At 45.8% G+C, this 20,945-nt stretch carries 20 protein-coding genes; 6 read left to right on the forward strand and 14 right to left on the reverse strand.

Annotated elements, in window-relative coordinates:
• The first annotated feature begins 25 nt into the window (after window positions 1–25).
• Window positions 26–985 carry an endonuclease/exonuclease/phosphatase family protein gene (locus G6R11_RS10500; RefSeq protein WP_163133035.1) on the forward strand — a complete coding sequence of 320 codons (960 nt, stop codon included), beginning with the start codon at window positions 26–28 and terminating at the stop codon, window positions 983–985.
• Here the strand turns inward: G6R11_RS10500 and rarD are convergent.
• The 6 genes from rarD to G6R11_RS10530 all read right to left on the reverse strand — a co-directional run bounded on the left by rarD (window position 982) and on the right by G6R11_RS10530 (window position 6,083).
• Window positions 982–1,935, reverse strand: coding sequence for an EamA family transporter RarD (gene rarD, locus G6R11_RS10505; RefSeq protein ID WP_163133036.1), 954 nt, complete (start codon window positions 1,933–1,935; stop codon window positions 982–984). The two genes, G6R11_RS10500 and rarD, sit on opposite strands and share 4 nt — an antisense overlap.
• Window positions 1,936–2,006: 71 nt before the next feature.
• Window positions 2,007–2,585 (reverse strand): hypothetical protein, encoded by a 579-nt coding sequence (locus tag G6R11_RS10510; RefSeq protein WP_163133037.1) that lies wholly within the window; start codon window positions 2,583–2,585, stop codon window positions 2,007–2,009.
• 90 nt (window positions 2,586–2,675) lie between these two features.
• Entirely contained in the window at window positions 2,676–3,323 is a 648-nt protein-coding gene (locus tag G6R11_RS10515) for an HAD family phosphatase (protein ID WP_163133038.1), read from the reverse strand.
• 34 nt (window positions 3,324–3,357) lie between these two features.
• Window positions 3,358–4,719, reverse strand: coding sequence for a YjiH family protein (locus G6R11_RS10520; RefSeq protein ID WP_163133306.1), 1,362 nt, complete (start codon window positions 4,717–4,719; stop codon window positions 3,358–3,360).
• A 243-nt stretch (window positions 4,720–4,962) separates the two neighbouring features.
• Entirely contained in the window at window positions 4,963–5,349 is a 387-nt protein-coding gene (locus G6R11_RS10525) for a hypothetical protein (protein WP_163133039.1), read from the reverse strand.
• Window positions 5,346–6,083, reverse strand: coding sequence for a type 1 glutamine amidotransferase (locus G6R11_RS10530; protein WP_163133040.1), 738 nt, complete (start codon window positions 6,081–6,083; stop codon window positions 5,346–5,348). The genes G6R11_RS10525 and G6R11_RS10530 overlap by 4 nt, the downstream gene beginning before the upstream one ends.
• A gap of 72 nt (window positions 6,084–6,155) precedes the next feature.
• On the opposite strand from G6R11_RS10530, the gene G6R11_RS10535 reads away from it, so the two are divergent.
• On the forward strand, window positions 6,156–6,893 hold the full coding sequence (locus G6R11_RS10535; RefSeq protein WP_163133041.1) for a 1-acyl-sn-glycerol-3-phosphate acyltransferase: 738 nt from the start codon (window positions 6,156–6,158) through the stop codon (window positions 6,891–6,893).
• A gap of 65 nt (window positions 6,894–6,958) precedes the next feature.
• Window positions 6,959–7,339 (forward strand): PilZ domain-containing protein, encoded by a 381-nt coding sequence (locus G6R11_RS10540; RefSeq protein WP_163133042.1) that lies wholly within the window; start codon window positions 6,959–6,961, stop codon window positions 7,337–7,339.
• Here G6R11_RS10540 and radA read toward each other — a convergent pair.
• On the reverse strand, window positions 7,336–8,697 hold the full coding sequence (gene radA, locus G6R11_RS10545; protein ID WP_163133043.1) for a DNA repair protein RadA: 1,362 nt from the start codon (window positions 8,695–8,697) through the stop codon (window positions 7,336–7,338). The two genes, G6R11_RS10540 and radA, sit on opposite strands and share 4 nt — an antisense overlap.
• A 157-nt stretch (window positions 8,698–8,854) precedes the next feature.
• Between radA and G6R11_RS10550 the strand changes: the two genes are divergently transcribed.
• Entirely contained in the window at window positions 8,855–11,254 is a 2,400-nt protein-coding gene (locus tag G6R11_RS10550) for a PilZ domain-containing protein (protein ID WP_163133044.1), read from the forward strand.
• Here G6R11_RS10550 and serB read toward each other — a convergent pair.
• Window positions 11,243–12,241: a phosphoserine phosphatase SerB gene (gene serB, locus G6R11_RS10555; protein WP_240352441.1), complete on the reverse strand. Its 999-nt coding sequence runs from the start codon at window positions 12,239–12,241 to the stop codon at window positions 11,243–11,245. The two genes, G6R11_RS10550 and serB, sit on opposite strands and share 12 nt — an antisense overlap.
• Before the next feature lie 10 nt (window positions 12,242–12,251).
• Between serB and G6R11_RS10560 the strand changes: the two genes are divergently transcribed.
• Window positions 12,252–13,040, forward strand: coding sequence for a YtjB family periplasmic protein (locus G6R11_RS10560; protein ID WP_163133045.1), 789 nt, complete (start codon window positions 12,252–12,254; stop codon window positions 13,038–13,040).
• Here G6R11_RS10560 and deoD read toward each other — a convergent pair.
• The 6 genes from deoD to G6R11_RS10590 form a co-directional block, all read right to left on the reverse strand.
• Complete coding sequence (gene deoD / locus G6R11_RS10565; protein ID WP_163133046.1) at window positions 13,037–13,741, reverse strand: purine-nucleoside phosphorylase; 705 nt, start codon at window positions 13,739–13,741, stop codon at window positions 13,037–13,039. The genes G6R11_RS10560 and deoD overlap by 4 nt on opposite strands.
• Window positions 13,742–13,799: 58 nt before the next feature.
• Window positions 13,800–15,020, reverse strand: coding sequence for a phosphopentomutase (locus tag G6R11_RS10570; RefSeq protein WP_163133047.1), 1,221 nt, complete (start codon window positions 15,018–15,020; stop codon window positions 13,800–13,802).
• 10 nt (window positions 15,021–15,030) lie between these two features.
• Window positions 15,031–16,362: a thymidine phosphorylase gene (gene deoA / locus G6R11_RS10575; RefSeq protein WP_163133048.1), complete on the reverse strand. Its 1,332-nt coding sequence runs from the start codon at window positions 16,360–16,362 to the stop codon at window positions 15,031–15,033.
• Window positions 16,363–16,658: 296 nt separating this feature from the next.
• A complete protein-coding gene (gene deoC, locus G6R11_RS10580; protein ID WP_163133049.1) occupies window positions 16,659–17,432 on the reverse strand; it encodes a deoxyribose-phosphate aldolase in 774 nt (257 codons plus the stop codon).
• A 100-nt stretch (window positions 17,433–17,532) separates the two neighbouring features.
• Window positions 17,533–18,771 carry a NupC/NupG family nucleoside CNT transporter gene (locus tag G6R11_RS10585; protein WP_163133050.1) on the reverse strand — a complete coding sequence of 413 codons (1,239 nt, stop codon included), beginning with the start codon at window positions 18,769–18,771 and terminating at the stop codon, window positions 17,533–17,535.
• Window positions 18,772–19,143: 372 nt separating this feature from the next.
• A complete protein-coding gene (locus tag G6R11_RS10590; RefSeq protein WP_016401421.1) occupies window positions 19,144–19,314 on the reverse strand; it encodes a XapX domain-containing protein in 171 nt (56 codons plus the stop codon).
• Between the two features lie 187 nt (window positions 19,315–19,501).
• On the opposite strand from G6R11_RS10590, the gene G6R11_RS10595 reads away from it, so the two are divergent.
• A complete protein-coding gene (locus G6R11_RS10595) occupies window positions 19,502–20,923 on the forward strand; it encodes a hypothetical protein (RefSeq protein WP_163133051.1) in 1,422 nt (473 codons plus the stop codon).
• The last annotated feature ends 22 nt before the right edge of the window (window positions 20,924–20,945 follow it).

The following is a 20,945-nucleotide window of genomic DNA, read 5'->3' on the forward strand; positions in this document are numbered from 1 at the left end:
GGCCGCAGAAGGTAACAATAAGCTAATGAATAAGCTAGTAAAAATCGCTTCCATCGCGCTGTCTATATGCTGCTTGCTGGCAGCAGGAGCAATATTGAGCTTGCCGCATCTTCCAGATACTCCTCTAGGAATATCGATTAGCTACTTGAGCCTATTCTCTCCACGTTGGTGGGCGGTATTGCTGGCCTTAACACCCATTTTGTTTATTCGCCAACTGGGTAAATGGCAATACTTAAGCTGGACATTGTGCGCGGTGGTGTTTGTTCAATTTCAAGATCTACAGCTTAAGCTGCCTCAACAGGAGGCTGGGAAACTTACTATTTTGTCGTTAAATAACGGTAATGGCGCAAGCTCAGAGCGCATTCGCCTGTTAGTGGCAGAGCTTCAACCCGATATAGTTTTTATGCAGGAATCAAAGCCTGAACGGGTGCAACAAGTATTTGACGATAGTTGGTATAGCCACTGCGACCACCTTTGCACCGTAAGCAAAACCCCGATCGAACATCAAGGAAGCTTGTCGCGTGAAACCTTTGGAGGCTTTGGTAAATTCGCGGTGTTTTACCACACCACCATTCAAGGAAAAACACTAAGTATCGCCAATATACATATGGACACACCCAGGCCAACAATTAACGCCTTGATCCATCGCAGCTTTGAGCCCGCCCCATTTAACAACTTACACTTTGCCCGCAACATGCAAGCTTCTTTGGTAGCGTCTTGGGCAAAGCAACAAAGCAGTTACATTGCTGCTGGTGATTTTAATATGACGGTACAAGAGAATCTTTACCAACGGCATTTAGCAAGTTTAAACAATGGCATTGACCAAGTGGGTAGCGGAGTAAACTACACCAAATACACTTCATGGCACGGCGCAAGAATAGATCACGTATTAGCTTCTGCCGATCTTAACTTTGCCAGTGCTCGAGCACTTGACTCAGTAGGTGGCGATCACCGCCCTTTAACTGCAAGTTTTACGCTACCTTAACTCGTTTCTTGGTGTGTTTTTCTACCTGCTGCTTGACTAACACCGCGCCTCAGGCCGTCTATAGCCAATAGCATTAAGGCAAAAATGATTAACATATAGGTTGGCCACTGTTCAGGGCTTAAACGCTCACCAAGTAGCCAGCCAACGCAAAACACCAATACCGGTTCCAAGTAACCCATTAGGCCAAACAAACTCAGTGGTAAATAGTTAGAAGCAAGTAAAAACAGTAACATAGGAATAGTGCCAGCTATGCCAAGCCCCAAGTAATATAACCACGGTGCTGTGTTATACAAAGTCACCACTTGGCTTTGCGCCACACTTACCCCATCACTCATCACTAAGTATGCTACCGCCACGGGCAATAACATCAAATTATCGATGGTAAAAGCAATATGGCTGGGCAAGGGGTACTTACGCCGCAACATAAAGTACAAGGGGTAACCCAAGGCGACCAGCAGTACAATCCACGACAAGCCATCTGCCATTAGGTAGGCGTAAACCACCCCAGCAGCTGCCACGGCTACCGATATCCACTGTAGGCTAGTTAAGCGCTCTTTATAAACAAAGCGCCCTACCAACACTAATACCAAGGGCAATGAAAAATAGCCCAGCGCAACTGGCAGTGTCTGGCCATTGGCTGGCGCCCAAATAAACAACCAAAACTGCAAGCCTACTAATACCGCTGCCACCATCAAGCGAGGCCAGGCCCGCCAATTACTCATGTACTGAACCAGTAAAGGCAACTGCTTGAAGCCAGCCAAACCAACAAACATCAGCAAACAGCTCCACACAATACGCTGAGCCGCTAGCCAATTACCGCTGTTTTCATTTAAAGGGAACTGATGGATATACCAAGGAAGAAAGGCAAACATGCACGAAGCTATTGCCGAGCACGCTAGACCAAAATAGAGACGGGATGAATGTGAAGAAACGAGCGCCACAGCAGCCACTTAATCAATGAGTTAAACCCTGATTAAGCAGTAATTATGCTATGGCTGCAAGTTATTTGCTCAATTTTTAACTAGTGCAAAAGCGTCGCACTAGATGATTGAGCTGAGGCTTGATGAAACTGCGCTGTGGCAGCCATAGCTTGCCATTGGCTTTGCATTTTTTGATATGGGCTTAGGCCATTTTGACGCTGAGCATAATCGTTAAGAATCACCCCCCAACGAAACTCATCCATTTGCTGGCTTGGCACTCTGCCTTCTCGTTTAGCCATTACTTGTACTAAGTTTTTAAGCTTATCTAACTGCGGTGCTACCGGGTGGTTTACCCCATCGGTCACCAATACATTTTGAAAATCAGCCAACATATTTTGCTTCAAGGCATCAATTTCTTCGTCTTGCAGATCGGCTACGGCAATGGCTTCGGTTAATAAACGTAGTTGCCATACTCGAGAAAAGTTTTGGTAGTCACGTTTATTTAAATCAAAAAATAGCATTACATAGCCACTGTTACGCTCGATTACCGCTAAGCATTCGTGTGATTCTACAGTAAATGCGTGAGCACTCCAGCTATGACGAACAGAGGCGTTTTCAAGGGAAGGTAGCTCACGAGGAAGCCAAGCTTGCACATCGTTACTAATCTGAATTTCTATCATAATTTGCTCATTGCTGATTCTAATAATCTACAATGAGCAAAATCGATGCCAGCAAGCAGCGTCAATTATTTGCTACCTACTTTGACTGGCTTATTTTAGCTCTAACAATACATCGGATAATGAAGCGCGAACCTTGTGTCCCAGCAGTTTTAGCTCCTCACTAGGTTGAATGAGATCGGGGATCTGAAAAACCTGCATACCCGCTGCTACTGCAGCTCTAACTCCGTTTTCTGAGTCTTCAAATGCTAAACATTTACTGGCGTCAATATTTAGCGACTTGGCCGCTTTTAAGAAAATCTCTGGATGCGGTTTACTGTTACTTACTTGGCAACCGGTAGAAACACTTTCAAAGAAATGAAGTAAGTTTGCGTTACCCAGCTTAGCTTCAGCGGTGGGTTTACCGGAAGAGGTGGCAACAGCTAATGGAATGCCTTGGCTACTTAACCACTGCAACAAATCTACGACACCTTGCTTAATTGGTAATGCTTGGTCTATCGCCAAGGCATGATACTTCTCTAACCAACAGTCACGCAAAGCTGGATAATCCAAGGCTTCGCCATATCCCTCACAAATGGTCTTTCTTATTTGTTCAGCATTAGTGCCAATACAGCTAAGGTAAACCTGTTCTTTAAAAGCTAAACCTAGCTCACTACAAGCTTGAGCAAAAGTATCGTAAGAGACTTGCTCACTGTCGACCAGCAAGCCGTCCATATCAAACACAGCAGCGCTAAAATGCATAACACTCTCCAGTAAACGCTAAGCGGCTAAAACATTAAAAGAATAAATGGGCCATTAGAGCAATAATTGGCAAAGTAACTAAAGTACGAATGAGGAAAATTGCAAACAGCTGCCACAGTTTAACTGGCAGTTGGCTACCCATAATTATCGCGCCCACTTCCGATAAATAAATCAGCTGAGTCACCGACACTGCCGCGATAACAAAACGGGTGATATCCGCTTCAATAGACGCCGCAAGAATGGACGGAATAAACATATCGGCAAAACCCACCACCAAAGTTTCAGACGCTCTAGCTGCTTCTGGCAATTGCAGTAGCTCTAGCAAAGGAATGAATGGCTTGCCTAAAAAGCTAAAGATAGGGGTATATTCTGCTACCACTAAGGCGACCGAGCCCACCGCCATAATAACTGGCAATACACCTAGCACCATGTCCAGCACATTATGTACACCTTGCTTAGCTAGCTGCTTAGGATGACTTGCTCGGCCAGCCTGAACAACCGCCAGCTGCCAAGCCCATGTGATGGTGTTGTAACCAGCAGGAATAACTTCGTCGTCTTGCTTACGTTGGCTGCCATCAATGAATTGATCTTTAAAGCCAGATAGAGGTGGCAATCGAGGCACAATAACCGCCGCGGCAAAGCCGGCCACACACACCGTAAGATAGAAAGGTGCAAACATATGCTCAAGATTCACTTGTGCTAATACTACCAAGCTAAAGGTAATAGACACCGCAGAAAAGGTGGTGGCGATTACAACCCCCTCTCGCTGGGTGTAATGCTTGTCTTCATATTGTTTGTTAGTGAGAAGAATACCCACGCTGCCGTCGCCCAACCAAGACGCCATTGAATCTACGGCACTGCGACCAGGCAAACCAAATAAAGGGCGCATAATTTTACTAAGCAAAGTGCCTACAAATTCTAACAAGCCAAAGTTAAGCAACAAGGGTAATAGCAAACCAGCAAAAATGAATACGCTAAGCAAGGTAGGCAGTAAATCTCCTAAGATAAGACCGCCAGTATCGCCCGACCAAATAGCTTGAGGCCCCAACTCAAAGGCGCATACTATTACTAATACCCAACCTAGCATTCTTACAACATACCAAGGTAGGGAGACCTGAAACAATGACGTTAGCAAAGCATTTTTACCAAGCCAACGAGGTTTAGCGAATAGCGCATAGCTAGACATTAGCGCGCTAACCGTGATTAAACCAACCACCAGCCATAAAGCGCTATCACCTAAAGCCGCCACCAAGCTTTTTGCCATAATCGCCACCGGAATGGTAAACGAACCATCGTAAGGTAGTGGCAACATAAACAGAAAAATGCCCAACAATGATGGCAATACAAACTTCCAAGCAGAACCTGCTGCAGGATGGTTTGCTTGGGCATTTGGCATAGATGCTGGCTTGGCGTCTCGCATATAAAATCACTCTATTTGGTATATTTTGTGGTTATATTCACAAAGCGTGAATAGATTTTCGCGCAAGAATACAAGTAAAAAACCAGTCAATCAAGATTTTTAAGCTGCAAAACAACCAAAAATAAACATCATTAACTAGTTATCTTGATTATTATCAAAATTTACTACTAGGGTAGCCAGCAATAAACGTTTAACCGCGAGGAGCTTATTAGCTTTCCTCTAAAAATCTTCCCCACGATAACGGTACTCAGCGAGCTGAGCAGCGGCCAAATAATGTTTAATAATTAGCTGCTTGCCACTGTTATTGTAGTGAAAGCGCACCGTAGTAGTGGTTTGCCAACGACTATCTTGCGCCCTTCGCCATAGCGCTTGGTCACCTTCAAGCTGACAATAAAAGCTAGTGCTTTGACCATTGTGCCTCACTCGCATTTGCATCAACGGCTGGTCGCTGCGGTAATTGTCGACCTTTTTTAGGTCCACTCCTTGCAAACTGGCTATCGCAGCTTGGCAAACTTGCTCTGGCTTAAAGCCTCCTAAGTTTGGTTTGGCTGAGACAAAACCAATACAGGCAAGCCACAACAGCAGCGTTTTAAAGACGATCTTCAACCTATTACCACCTTATTTATAAATGCTTGTAACAAACCATTGCTATGAGGGGTTTCTTGCGCTGTGCTCAACACTTGCTGCAAATGATTATCTCCTTGAGTGTAATGCTCGCGAAACTGGCTTAAACGCTGAACCAAGATACTGCGATTAACCTCAGGATGAAACTGACTTGCCCAAAATGGCGCTGATGATACTTTTAAGGCGTGCACACAGTGCTTTGTATAGGCTAATGATACACAGCCCTCGGGCAAGCTTAAGGCACTATATCGGTGTACCGATACCGCCATGAAAGGATTAGGCAAACTAGCAAACAAAAGATCTTCCTCGGCCTGCTCGGTGAGTGAGATAGCTAAGGTGCCCATCTCAAAGTCACGCTTCTGATGAACGATCTTGCCTCCTAGAGCCAACACTGCCAGCTGAAAACCAAAACACGAAGCGAAGGTCGGTAAGCGCTGCGCGATACAACGTAATAGCAGTTGTTGAATCTCACTCACAAAAGAATAGCGCTCCGGTTCAAGCACGCTGGCCTCGCTAGAGCCGCCCACCAGCACCGCATCGATGTTGTCTAATGAGAAGTCTCCACATTTAGGTGTATCAAAAACGTTTAATACTCGAATCTGCTCAAGCGCTATTCCACAAAAATGGCTAAAACTGGCTAACTCTTCAATGCGAGTATCGCTATCATCGCGGATCTGAATTAACAAAATTGACAGTTGCTCACGTGACAGTTTCATAGTTACCACTTAATATGTTGATTAATAAACCATAAAAACTAAATCTTTGCCCCAGCAACTCAAGGAGCCTAGGTGTTACTCAAGCTTTTATCGTTAATTATTCTTAGTTTTATTGCTCTCAGTTCGATACTGTTTTTCTTTATCGCGTGCATCATATTTGTGCTCACCCTAGCCTTTGATAAACGCCGAGTTTGTTTGCATTACTTCACTTGTGCATGGGCAAGCCTGTATTTAATCATAGTGCCTCATTGGCAAGTACGACGACTAGGCTTGCAACATATCGATAAAAAACAAGCTTATGTCATCGTATCCAATCATCAATCTGGATTAGATATTTTATTGTCTTTTGCCCTATTCATTCCCTTTAAATGGGTCTCTAAAATAGAGATGTTTAAAGTGCCATTTGTTGGTTGGAATATGTGGCTTAATCAGTATATTGGGCTAAAACGTGGCGATAAACACAGCATCAAAGCAATGCTTCAACAGGCCGAGAATCACCTCAAACAAGGAAGTTCGGTATATTTATTTCCTGAAGGAAGTCGCTCAGCCGATGGCAAGCTAAAACCTTTTAAAATGGGAGCGTTCTCTTTGGCGAAGCAAGCTAAGGTAGCAATATTACCTATTGCTATTCACGGCACTGCCGAAGCTTTACCTAAAAAAAGCTTACAGCTAACAGGCCACCACCCTATTTACATCCAAGCGCTACCAACAATCCCAGCGCAGCAAGTAGCGCAAATGGATGAACAATCTTTGGCTTCACACACTCAACAGATAATTGCCAAGGCCTTACGGCAAACGCCTTCGACTTAGCTGCAAAATTTGCTTATTTACGCTAGGCTTAGGCTAACGTACATCGAATAGACAGGAACCCTGACATGCACGAGCGTCGCCAATTTTTGCGAGTTCTTTTTGACCGCCCCGCCTACCTAAATCATGGGGAGCAATCTTGGTCATGCCAACTGTTGGATTTATCTTTACAGGGTGCCTTAGTGACCTTGCCCAATGACTGGGACGAAGAGCTTACTCAGCTCACTTTGAGTTTTAGCTTAAGTGATGTAGCGGTAGAAGAACTTAGCATCACCATGGATGTAGAAGTAAAGCATACTCGCAATCAGCAAATTGGTTTGCGCTGTTTGCACATCGACATAGAAAGCGCCAGCCACCTAAAACGTCTAATTGAATTAAACCTAGGTGACGACGACTTACTGCATCGCGAGTTAGAACACTTGGTAGACCAACAACAAGAAGAGGGTTAAACCGCTTCTAAGGCTTCGGCCAACTTGCTTACGGCAATCACCTCAAGCCCTGGTATAGCTTGTTTAGGTCGATTGCCGGTTGGCACAATGGCGCGTTTAAAGCCATGTTTAGCAGCCTCATTAAGCCGCTCTTGACCATTACTTACTGGGCGAATTTCTCCCGACAAGCCCACCTCGCCAAATACCACCAACTCCTGCGGCAGTATTTGATTTCTAAAACTCGATACCATGGCCACCAATAGTGCTAAATCGGCGCCAGTTTCGGCGACTCGCACACCACCAACCACATTAGTAAATACGTCTTGATCGGACATTTGCACACCAGCATGGCGATGCATTACCGCCAACAACATGGCTAAGCGATTTTGCTCAAGCCCCACGGCAACCCGCCTTGGATTAGCCATTTGGCTATAATCCACTAAGGCTTGAATCTCTACCAATAATGGGCGAGTACCTTCCCACACCACCATTACTACCGAACCTGGCGCGGCTTCTTGTCCACGCGACAGGAAAATAGCAGAAGGGTTAGACACCTCACGCATACCCTGCTCGGTCATGGCAAATACACCCAGTTCGTTAATTGCTCCGAAGCGGTTTTTATTGCCACGCAAGGTACGAAAGCGACCATCAGCGTCACCTTCCAACATAATCGAGCAATCAATACAGTGCTCTAGAACCTTTGGCCCAGCCAAAGAGCCATCTTTAGTCACATGACCCACCATAAACATGGCAATATTATGCTGTTTGGCAAAGCGAGTTAACCACGCAGCACTCTCTCGCACTTGGCTGACACCACCTGGCGCCGATTGAATATCCGCCATGTGCATCACCTGAATAGAGTCAATTACCATCATCTTTGGTTTAACTTCTAAGGCTACTTGGCCAATTTGCTCTACGCTGGTTTCGGCGAGCAGTTTTAACTTGTCTTTAGGTAAACCTAAGCGCTGGGCACGCAGGGCAATTTGTTGCAGTGATTCCTCACCCGTCACGTACAAGGTGTCCATGGTTTGCGCCAAGCCACACATAGTTTGCAGCAACAAAGTACTTTTACCCGCTCCGGGGCTACCGCCAATCAAAATGGCACTACCGGGCACTACGCCGCCACCCAATACTCGGTCGAATTCTTTAAAGCCGGTGGAAAAACGTGGTAACTCAGCAAGGTCTATGCTCTCTAAGGTTTGCACCTTGCCAGCCGTGCTACCAGCATAACCAGTAAAGCGGTCATTACGTGAGGGCGCAGCACTCAAACGCACTTCGCTAATGGTGTTCCAAGCTTTACATTCACCACATTGCCCCTGCCAACGAGGGAAATCGGCCCCACAGTCGTTACATACATAGGCCGTTTTCGCTTTTGCCATTTACCCTCCGAGCAGTCACATAATGCTAAAATAGTGTTAAAAGTACTTGCCTTGAGTCTTCCTCAAGGCACAATCTTTGCTTTGAACTTAAAGATTGTAAAGATTGAGACAGAGTTTTGACAGCAAAACCAATGATTAAGGATTAATACTCAGCAACATGTCGGAAAGCAAGCACTACGCCTTAATAGAACGATTACTGCCAATATTGGGAAGCAGCGACTTTCACCAAGTGTTTAAGCGCGCGACTCAAGACCTTCCTAATAATGAAAGCTTCTTGCTCAAAATGGAAATGAATCGCCTATCCGCGCCTTGCCAACGATTGGTAGACCTTCGAGGAAAAGTAGACGGCGAATGCCAAGAGTTTCACTACCAAGGCAAAACTCACTACCTCGATGACATTGCCATTGCGGTATTTAAACAGCAACTCAAACTCTATAACCAGCAATACACTTTGGGCATTTACGAGAAACTGCAAACCACCGAGAACAACTTCAAGGTGATGCAGAAGAAAAATATTAGCCCACAAGAAGCGGCTGCTCGACGCCCCAAAAACATCATCGCTCGCGCTGTGCGTTTAGGCCACTATATCGGCCGCAGTGAAGAGCGTATGCATCTCACTGCCCCGCTGCGAATGGCGGGTGTAGACGGCGTACTCTTTGATGCCAAAACCTCAAACATGTCGGTATCAGGCCTGCGCGCTAAAGTAGATAGCCAACGGCAGTTTTCAGTAGGTGAGCACTACTTTATTTACTTTACCGGTTTAGAAAAAGAATTTGTAAACCGAGTATTAAGCGCGGGCACCGAATACCAAGTAGTGGGAATAGATCGTAAAGGTCAACAGCAATGGATAAGAATGATTGTGGTTGACCCTAGTGAAGAGTTTAATAACTTCTTCAAAAACTTTTTGCGCTCGTACCGCGGGCGTTACAAGGTGGATGTAGACAACATCACCGCGGCGGTTATCACCAAGGGCTATGAGCAATACCTCATGCCACGCTTAAGCAGTGTGCCCTTGTATTTTTCTGGGCAAAATCCAGCTAGCCTGCGCTATGCCTTAGCCACGCAAAACAACCTGGATTTGCTGTCTTATTGGCGAGATGAAACTAATCACAGCCATTTATCTCAGCTGTTCCATCCACCACGGATGATGCGTTACCAAACCTTGAGCAGCGGAGAAAGTCTGATTTATTGCTTTACCCATACCGCTAACAACCGGCTGTTCTTCTATTCTGCCAGCAGCGAAGAGTTAAACGAGCACCCAGAGTTACGTGAACTCTATTTTGCCTTTGGTTGTCGTAAGCCCAGCTGGAAAGTATTTAAGTTTCAGTATCAAACCGCTCAAGCCAGCGATGCCGAAGTGAGCTCACCCTTACCTAAAAAAGACTCTCAAATCGAACGAGAGCGCGTTGCCAAGGCCTTAGCAGGGCTAAGCATGGTTGGTTTGTTAAGCGACGTTACTAATCAGCATATCGATGAAAGCTACCAGCAAAATTATCCTTTAGATGGCAATCCCAATAAGCTGTCACTGTTTAATCAAAGCAAACAACCCATTAGCAAATTTGAGCAGGTAAATTATAAGTATTTGCAGCTGCGTAAAGAAAATCGCTATCAATACCGCTCTTTGATAGAAATAGAACATCAAGGCAGCAGCGAGACCGGCTGGACCAGCGACTTCTCAATTAGTGGGATGAAAATAGAAGTAGAAACGCCGCTAGAATATAGCGTTGGCGATACGGTGCATTTAGCACTTCCGCAATTTCAAAAGCTGGTTAAAAGTTTCGAGTTATCACACCTCGCCTATGAAGTGACAAACTGCAATAACAGCCATACCATTTACAACCTAAAAGTCATTGAAGTAAAAGGCGAGCAGCACCAAGGCAGCGCCTTTTTCAAACAACTTATCGATAACAACTTAGATAAACTGCCTACCCTTCCAGAAGGCAAAGCGATTGCCGGTTTATCTGACGCGCTACGCCAAATTTTCTGCGCGCCGCTGTTTTGCCGTGCCATGTTCATTCATAAAGTGCCTGGCGCTTTAGATGTTAAATGTGTGAACTACGGGACCTTTGCCCAAGCGAGCGACAACTGGTTAAACATTGATAGCAGCGCTCATACCGCTGACTTAAGTAAGTTTTTAGCCAGCGAAAATTTGGCTTCATTTTTAGCCACTCAACTTCGCAGCCATGCGCCTAGCGATAATCCAGAACACATCGAAGTAATTACGGTAACCGCCAAAAAAGACGACAAACTGCTATCGGTGCGTTGTAGCGCTAACTTTTCTTCGGTGCAGCAATTGCGAGAGTTTGTCAGCCTGAGTTTAGGCCAAGGTAAGGTGCATGCCTTTAATCTGCAACTATCACGCGTTGGCCGACCAGATACCGAGTATATTCAACGTGAACTTGATTACATTAGCCATTATGCGATTCACCGCGCTAAGCAGTTAGAAGACGAACTGTGGAGTGTTGCGGGTGTTATAGAAGTGACAGACGTAACTGAAGAGTTGATGCAGCGCTTTAACTTAAGCACTGCACCCCAGCCATTAAAACTAAGCAGCTAGCATTTTAGCGGCGCGTAGAATACATACCGCGCCGTCTAAATCACTGTTTTTAATCGACATCTGCGCTTTCTGTTGCACCAGCGGTTTAGCGTGAATAGCCACCCCAAAATCAGCTGCCGCCAGCATTTTAAGATCGTTTGCACCATCACCAATTGCCATAGTTTGGCTGGCTGAATACTGCTGTTTAAGCTGCATCAAAATATCGGCTTTTGCTTGGGCATCTACCACTGGGCCTAGTACTTGGCCGGTTAAGGTTTCATTCTCAATCTCAAGAACATTGGCTTGCACGTGGTCAAAGCCTAGATCTTGTTGCAAACGTTCAGCGAAATAGGTGAAGCCCCCTGAGGCAATCGCCACTTTCCAACCAGCAGAATGGATGGTATCAATTAAACACTGTAAGCCAGGCATCAGCGGCATGTTATCAGCCACCTGCTTTAATATGTTTTGCGGGGCATCTTTTAACAGTGCAACTCGGCTGCGCAGACTTTGTTCGAAGTCTAACTCGCCACGCATTGCAGCCGCTGTAACAGCGCTCACTTGTTCGCCAATATCGGCTAAAACTGCAATCTCATCAATACATTCAATTTGAATGGTGGTGGAATCCATATCCATCAACACCACGCCTGGTTGGCTTAGATCTGGTAACTTATCTAACACCACCAAATCAAAGTTAAACTCAAGCCCCGCTAACTTATCCTTGCACCACTGGCTATCTGCTTGGCTTTGTAGCAATACACAAATGTTGCCCGCTTCTGGCATTAGCCCGCAAAAATTCAAAGCAGTAGAGTCATCAACCAAGGGACGCAACACAGCAAAGTCTGGTATCAGCAGTTCTTTAGCCCAAACTAAGATATAAGCTCCGCTTAGGGCTTCTCGAGTTTCAACTAAGCCTTGGTCAGGACAAACCCGGTAGGGAAACTGTTTTAAAGCCACAGACCATTGGCTTAATGATTGCGGTAAGCTTTCAAGACTATGTGGAGATTGCAAAACGAGATCCTTGTTTCTAAAAATTGCGGCGCATCAAGATAGCGTATTGCTTTTTGGTTTGGCAAGCACCTACAATGGCTTTAAGCATAAAAAAGAGGTTCGTGTGGCCAAATCTGCAGTAAGACGCTATCGAATTATTCAATTCACCCAATTACTTCTCGCCATTGTGTGCTGTGTTTGGGTACTTTATTACTATGTGACCCTAAAGCACAATGGTGAGCAATTAATTGAAAATCAAACTGAGAAATTAGCTCGCTCGCTCACTTCTTTGGCTGCTCTCAATGCCGCTGGCTATATTGGTGCCAATAGCCAACAAGAACTAAGTGAACTAGTAAACGCCTTGGTGAAAGAGCATTTTGTTAAAGATGCCACCATTTACGACCACCAGGGCTTGCGCTTGGCCGCCTCTCAACAAGCTCTGCCGCTTGCGCAATTATTACCCTTAGCCGGACAAAGCCACACGCCCTTAGAAGGTTTAGGTCGCAGACCTTACATTGCAGAAATTCGTGGGGAAGAAGGCCAAACTCTGGGTTACTTGCGAATTACCCTAGAACACACCACCTTGCTTGCCGAAGCCAGTACCTACATTACTAATGGCCAACAGAAAATCATGATCATGTTTTTGATGTCGATTAGCATAGGTTTTTTGTTAACACGGGTACTGTCGAGAAAGCGGCATTTAGCCACCTTATTTAATATCAATAAGCGGGCTCAGCGAAAAGAAGCGAAAAAGGCCAAGAAGCTTCTAGCAGACATTGCTGCTAGAAGCGACAACTCTAAAGATAAAAGCCCCGCTTAAAGCAGCGACTCCAGCGTTAGAGTGATCATCTCGTTAAAGGTAGTTTGACGCTCTTCCGCGGTAGTTTGCTCACCACTGCGAATATGGTCAGAAATAGTAACAACACACAAAGCGGCTTTACCGCACTCAGCGGCTACACCGTATAAACCGGCAGCTTCCATTTCTACTGCATAAACATTGTGTTTTTCCATCACGTCGAACATATCAGGCTCTGGCGAGTAGAAAAGATCGGCTGAGAAGATGTTACCAACTTTGGCATCAATGCCTTGCGCTTTGGCACTATCTACGGCAGCACGTAGCAAGTCGTAGTTAGCAATAGCAGCAAAGTCGTGGCCCTTAAAGCGGCTACGGTTTACCTTTGAATCGGTGCATGCACCCATGGCAATAACTACATCACGCAGTTTAATGTCGTTGCTTACTGCGCCTGCACTGCCTACACGAATAATGTTTTCTACACCGTATTGAGTGTAAAGCTCATGAGCGTAAATAGAACAGCTTGGAATGCCCATTCCTGAGCCCATTACCGATACACGCTTGCCTTTATAAGCACCGGTGTAACCTAGCATGTTACGCACACCAGTCACTTCTACAACGTCTTCTAAAAAGCTCTCTGCGATATGTTTTGCACGCAAAGGATCACCTGGCATTAATACGGTTTCTGCAAAATCACCTGGTGCTGCATTGATATGTGGGGTTGCCATATAGTCTCCTAATTAAGTTTGTTCCAAGCAGCTAGCAATTAGCAGCTGCTCGTCATTGTTATTCTTGTAAAAAGCTAGTGCCGTACTCTAGAGCAGGCAGTTTCATGTAATCGGCGATGGTTTGGCCTATGTCGGCAAAGGTATCTCGTTTACCTACATTCTTGGCCGGTAAATTCTTACCATAAAAGATGACCGGAATATGTTCACGAGTATGGTCACTGCCTGGCCAAGTTGGGTCACAGCCGTGATCTGCGGTGAGGATAACAATGTCGTCATCACTCAGCTTGGCTAATAGCTCCGGTAATCGTTGGTCGAAGTACTCCAACGCGGCCGCATAACCCGGTACATCGCGGCGATGCCCATATGCCGAATCAAAATCCACAAAATTAGTGAAGATAATACTGTTATCTACTTGGCGCTCCATTTCGCTCAAAGTTAAGTCAAACAGGCCTTCTAAACCGGTGGCTTTAACTTTGCGAGTTATCCCCTGCTGGGCATAAATATCGGCAATTTTACCAATGCTCACCACTTCGCCACCGGCATCTGCCATGCGGTCCAGCAATGTTGGAGCTGGGGGTAACACCGAAAGATCTCTGCGGTTACCCGTTCGGGCAAACTCTTTAGCGCTGTTGCCTACAAAGGGGCGAGCAATCACTCGGCCAATGTTGTAAGGGTCAACCAACTCTCGAGCAATTTCACATAACTTAAGTAAACGCTCTAAACCGAAGCTCTCTTCGTGAGCTGCAATCTGAAATACGCTATCAGCAGAAGTATAAAAAATTGGCTTACCGCTGGCCATGTGTTCTTCACCTAGGCGCTCCAATACTTCGGTGCCCGAAGCATGACAATTGCCTAGGTAGCCAGGTAAGTCAGCACGCTTAACCAATTCATCTAATAGGCTTTGAGGGAAGCTATTCTCGGGTTCGCTAAAATAGCCCCAATCAAACAATACCGGTACACCGGCAATTTCCCAGTGACCGCTTGGGGTGTCTTTACCACTAGACAACTCTGCAGCGTAACCGTAATTACCAATAGGCTGCTCTTGCGGGTCTAAGCCTGGAGGAAATACCCCACCACTCTCGCTACATGCTTGGCCTAAACCAAGACGGTTTAAGTTAGGAATTGTTAACGGGCCGCTGCGGCCAATATCGGCCTTCCCTTGGGCACATTGCTCGGCAATATGCAGCATGGTGTTAGCACCCTGATCACCGAATGTCTCAGCGTCATCACTGGCACCAATGCCAAAGGAATCTAGCATTAATATAATTGCACGTTTCATAGGGGTCTCCTTAACAAGGACCAATGCGCTGATAAACAGGATTTACATCGGCCTGCGCTGAACTGGGTTCATCCAGCTTTATCGCCTGTTGAATTTGTTTTGCTGCTGCTTGCCACGCATCTTCATCATCGGCGTGTAGCATCAACAAGTTTTGTCCCTTGTCTACCACATCACCTAACTCTACTAGCTCAGTAAAACCTACGCTGTGATCAATCGCCGCTCCCGGTACACTTCTGCCACCGCCCAGACCAACAACTGCCATACCTAACTCTCGGCAATCTAGCTGTTGAATCATGCCACTGTGTTTAGCTAATACCGGTTTAATCACTTTGGCTTGTGGTAAGTAGTGCTCACTGCGTTCCACAAAATCACTAGGGCCGCCTAACGCGCTAACCATTTGAGCAAAACGCTCCAAAGCGGCACCAGAGCTAATGCTAGCCGCTAGCTGTTGCTCAGCATCTTGGGCAGAGCTGGCTAAGCCGCTAGATAACAGCATCTCGCTGGCTAAAGCGGTGGTAACTTGATGTAAGCGATGAGCTGACGTATCGCCTTTTAAGTAACGCAGAGTTTCCGCTATCTCAACCGCATTACCAGCACTAGGCGCTAAGGGCTGGTTCATATCGGTAAGCAAAGCGCAGCACTTTACTCCCGCAGCGTTGGCGACTTCCACGATGCTTTCAGCCAAAGCTTTTGACTGAGCAAAGTCGGGCATAAATGCGCCGCTACCAGCTTTAACATCCATCACTAAGGCTTCTAAGCCAGAAGCTAGCTTCTTACTTAAAATAGAAGCGGTAATTAGTGGAATAGACTCCACCGTGGCGGTTACATCCCGAATGCCATAAAGGCGCTTGTCGGCAGGCGCCAGCTCACCGGTTTGGCCAATAATGGCAATGCCTACATCTTTTACAATGCTTTCAAATTGCTGAGAGCTAGGGCTAATTGAGTAATTAGGAATGGCTTCTAGCTTATCCAACGTACCGCCAGTATGGCCTAAACCACGCCCCGAAATCATCGGCACATGACCACCACATGCGGCTACCATTGGCCCCAAAAGTAAGGACGTTAAATCACCCACGCCACCAGTAGAATGCTTATCCACAACTGGCCCAGGCAAGTTTAGGTGATCCCAGCTCAGCACTTGGCCCGAATCACGCATTGCACAGGTAAGCGCCGTGGCTTCACTGCCATTCATACTGTTGAAGTAAACAGCCATTGCAAAGGCGCCAATCTGGCTATCACTTAACTGGCCGTTGGTAATACCGTCCACCATAAACTGGATTTCTTCTAGCGACAGCGCTTGGCCATCACGTTTACGTCGAATAATCTCTTGGGGTAACAACATGAGCGTTCCTTAACTCTCAACTAAGAATTAACTGGGGTCTGTTGACCTTTCGCGGTTATATTTTGTTCGAGACAAAATCGTTTTAGGCGCGGCAAGGAGTGTGTAGCCTAGCATTCTAAGTAAACGCTCCTTAACAAAGCATAAAACGATTTTAGCCGACCCCTTCGGGCAGAGTTTGTGACTAGTTTCTACTGGCCTATCGGCTTCTCATGTAGGCTAGCTACACTGCAAAGCCTCTGCCCTGCATAAACCGGTCATAAACTACTGCAAAAATCAGCTCGAAAGATCAACCGCCCCTAATAACCTGCGCCAGCTTGGGCGTTTTCATCACCAGAAATAGTGGCTTGCAAAGCGGCTAAAAGGCTTGAAGCACCAAAGCGGAAGTGGGCTTGGCTCAGCCAGTCGTCACCCAGGGTTTTAGTCGCAAGATCTAAGTAAATTTTCGCTTGTTCGGCGCTTTTAACCCCACCAGCAGCTTTAAAGCCACACTCTGGGTTAAATTCAGCAATCGCTTTTAGCATGATTTCTGCAGCTTCTGGCGTCGCATTTACTGGCACTTTACCGGTAGAAGTTTTGATAAAGTCGGCACCGGCTTTAATTGAAAGCTCGCTGGCCTTGGTAATTAAGGCTGGGCTATTAAGTTCGCCACTTTCAATAATCACCTTCAGCTTTATATCGCCACAGGCAGCTTTACAGGCTTTCACCAAATCAAAACCAACTTGCTCATTGCCCGCCATTAGCGCGCGCCATGGGAATACTACGTCTACCTCGTCAGCGCCATAGGCAACTGCAGCTTTGGTTTCAGCCACTGCTAATTCCACATCATCTTCACCTAAAGGGAAGTTAGTTACGGTGGCAATTTTCACCTCACTAGCACCATGTTCGGCCAGTACTTTACGAGCGAAAGGAATGAAACGAGGGTAAATACAAATAGCCGCAACTTGGCCTTGTGCCGATTTAGCTTGAGCACATAAAGCCGCTACACTCTCGCGAGTATCGTCTTCGTTAAGGGTAGTGAGATCCATTAAAGAAAGGGCTTCACGCGCCACAGCGATAAGAGACTGAGACATAACTATTCCTCAAAATGTTTAGATTAAACCTATTCCCAGAGCAGCAATAGATTGAGTCGAATTAACAGCTTCTCGGCAACACGCCGAGAAGCTTTATTAGCTATAGCAGGCTGAAGAAGAAACCAGCAAGTGCAGCACTCATTAAGTTAGCTAATGATGCAGCGGCTACAGCTTTAAGACCTAGGCGAGCAATGTCACCACGGCGTGATGGCGCCATGCTACCTAAACCACCTAATAGAATTGCAATTGAAGATAAGTTAGCGAAACCACATAGCGCAAAAGTAACAATGACTTGCGTGTGCTCTGACAGTGTTTCACGAATATCTACAAAGTTAATGTAAGCAACAAATTCGTTAACGATAAGCTTTTGACCAATAAAGCTACCCGCTTGAATGGCTTCAGCCCACGGCACACCAATAATCCAAGCAACTGGTGCGAAGATGTAACCTAAGATAAGTTCAATGGTTAGGCCTTCTACCCCAAACCAACCACCAATGCCGCCAACCATGCTGTTTAGCAATGCAATCAAACCAATAAAGGCAAGTAGCATTGCACCTACGTTAAGGGCAAGGTGTAAACCGGTTGAAGCACCGCTTGCTGCAGCGTCGATAACGTTAGCTGGGCGATCTTCTTCTGCTAAGGTTGCCTCCATATCTTGCTCAGAAGCGCTAGTTTCCGGCTTAATGATTTTAGCCATTAATAGGCCACCAGGTGCCGCCATAAATGATGCGGCAATCAGGTACTTAAGTTCTACACCTAAACCCGCATAACCGGCTAATACAGAACCCGCTACCGAAGCCAAACCACCCACCATAATGGCAAATAACTCAGACTCGCTCATTTTTGGAATGAAAGGTTTAACTACAATTGGTGCTTCAGTTTGGCCAACAAAGATGTTTGCAGTCGCAGACATAGACTCTGGACGACTAGTACCTAATGCTTTCTGTAAAGCACCACCAATGACCAAAATAATCTTCTGCATAATGCCAAGGTAGTAAAGCACCGCAATTAATGAAGAGAAGAATACAATGATAGGTAATACGCGAATGGCAAATACAAAACCAACACCGTTGCCAAACATTGCATCAGTGCCTAAGCCACCAAACAAAAAGTTTATACCCGCTTGAGCACTATCAATAATCGATTGAACACCACCTGAAACAGCAGCCAGTACGTCTTGACCAAATGGAAGGTAAAGTACAAATGCACCAAAACCAGCTTGGATAGCAAAAGCTCCCAATACGGTACGTTTGTTAATTCGTTTTTTGTTGTCGGAAAGCAAAAATGCAATCCCCAGTAGCGCGAGTACGCCGACCAAGCTCATTACAGTACTGTTCATACGTGTCCCTATTGTTTAATTTTTTTGTGAAACTTACATCGTTTCTATCTTCTTGCCACCAGCACAAGAAGCCTTCTACAACGTGTCTGTTTAGTATTCCATTACATTCACTATCTGATCAGGTAAATACCTAAATGCCGACTGAGCTGTAATGGATTCTACTGCCGGCGATCATACCTAGGGTTTTTGGCCTAAATGATAACTAGATCAAATCTAATCGACTTATTAGCCGTTTCAGAGACCTTACTTACCAAATGTGTTTATGCCATACTTCTTCCCAAGGCGACTATCGATTCACAACCTTACTAAGCAAACTATAGGAAACATCAAATCTTATACCCAAGCTATTAGCGAAGTTGCTTAACGAATTTGTTACGAAAAAAAACGTTCCAACACATTTTGGTAAGCCATGCCGCCCAAATAGATACCTAAAATGCCAATAATGCCTGATAACACCGGTGGAGCTGGTAGTGGCAGTTTAATAGCACTAAAAACTACGCCAACAACCGCGCCAGTAATTAGGGCAATAATAACTTCGTACATTTTCTTTCGTCCTTTAAATGCGTGGGAACTTGCTAAAGGCACAGCCTTATTGCTGTTTTGCCCCTCAGTTCATGGCTGGCAGTTTAAGTTTCTAAGTTGTTAAAAATCGTGAGACTGATCACGGGATAATAGTCAAAGATTAGTCAAACTAGAGTTAGTTACTAAATATGTTGAAAAGGAATACTAAGTGACAGCAGCGCTTGAACCTGAAAAAGAACAAAAATTCGCCTTTAGACAACGGTTTAACTGCTGTAAGAACTGCCGCTGTCCCAACTTTGGATTAACCGAAAGCTCAGACTATTTAGCCGAAAGCTATCAATTAGGTTATCCCGCCCTGCACTGCAAAGCCTGTGGCAGTTATCCGCCCCTTGTAGACAGCCACAGCGTAAACTTAATTGTTGAAGAGCGTACCAAGCTGCACTTAAGCAAAGCCCCCTGCGGCTGCAGCAATTGTGAACCGGGCTTTTTTCTAGGCCCGACTACCGGGGTTAAGCGCTACGGAAAAACCGGTGCTAATAGCCAGCGTTACCAATGCCGCAAATGCCAAAGCGTGTTTACCCAAGCAAACGTAAAAGGCAGTGAGCAGCTGTGCCGCTTGTTTAATTCCTTAAGCTTGGGTCACAGCCCGCAAAAAATAATGCAGCAACTGAGCATTGCTCCCAAAATCTATTACCAGCTACTACAACGGCTATTTCACTGCTTACGTTTTTACTCGCGCCAGCAAGAGGTGGTGGCTCTCGAGCGCAAATTCTTAGCGATTCATACCGAAAGTAACGTGCATGAATTTTCCGAACAAAAGCGTGTTTGGGCGCTGTGTTCTAGCGAGGCACAATCAGGTTATGTATTGCTGCATACCCATAACCAAACGCAATTGCAGCTTAATGATTCGGTTTACTACCAGCAACAAGCGTCTACTCGGCTACCAGCTCTGCAAGAGAGCCCGATTGTGGACGCCTTAAAGCGCCGTTATCAGCTTACTCTTAACCGCTATCATTTTGAGGATTTACACTACGGTCCCACTTCGCACCTGCGTGGCACTCAGATTATTCAACCAGCAATTTGTGCCTACGCGCATTTTCAGCTTTTATCCGGATTTACCCACCAAATTCAGCATTTTCACCACTACATTGAACATGAAAGTAGTATTCGTGGTGCTGCGCTTATGAGCTGTGCTGAACAAATACGTGAAAAGACCGCCGACGTGTATTACATCTATCAGCACCCTCGCACCCAATCAGATATGGGCGCAGCGGGTAACAAAGTAGGTTGGTGGAATGACCGCTGGTTTCCGGCTCCCTTTGGTGCGTTTTGTGGTATTAGCTCAGGCCAACAAGTCCCCGCGCCCATCGACTTACCTCGACCACAAGCTTGCCAACATTTCTTTGAACACCTTGAGCAAAACATGTCGAAACAGCTGAAAAGTGCCAGTTCGGTTGACGCCTTATTTGAAATTAATCGTGCTTTATTTAACTACGTAATCACCGACCAAAACGGTGAAACACCCGCAATGCGATTAGGCGCAAGTGGGCAGCCGCTAAGCGGCACAGCTCTTGTAAGTGCTGCCGTCGCCGCCGTTAATGCCGACCATATCGAAAAATTTAAGGCTTAAGTCCGAGAGAGTTTACTGACTA

This window comes from Agarivorans sp. Alg241-V36 (assembly GCF_900537085.1).
In the GTDB taxonomy this organism is placed as follows: domain Bacteria; phylum Pseudomonadota; class Gammaproteobacteria; order Enterobacterales; family Celerinatantimonadaceae; genus Agarivorans.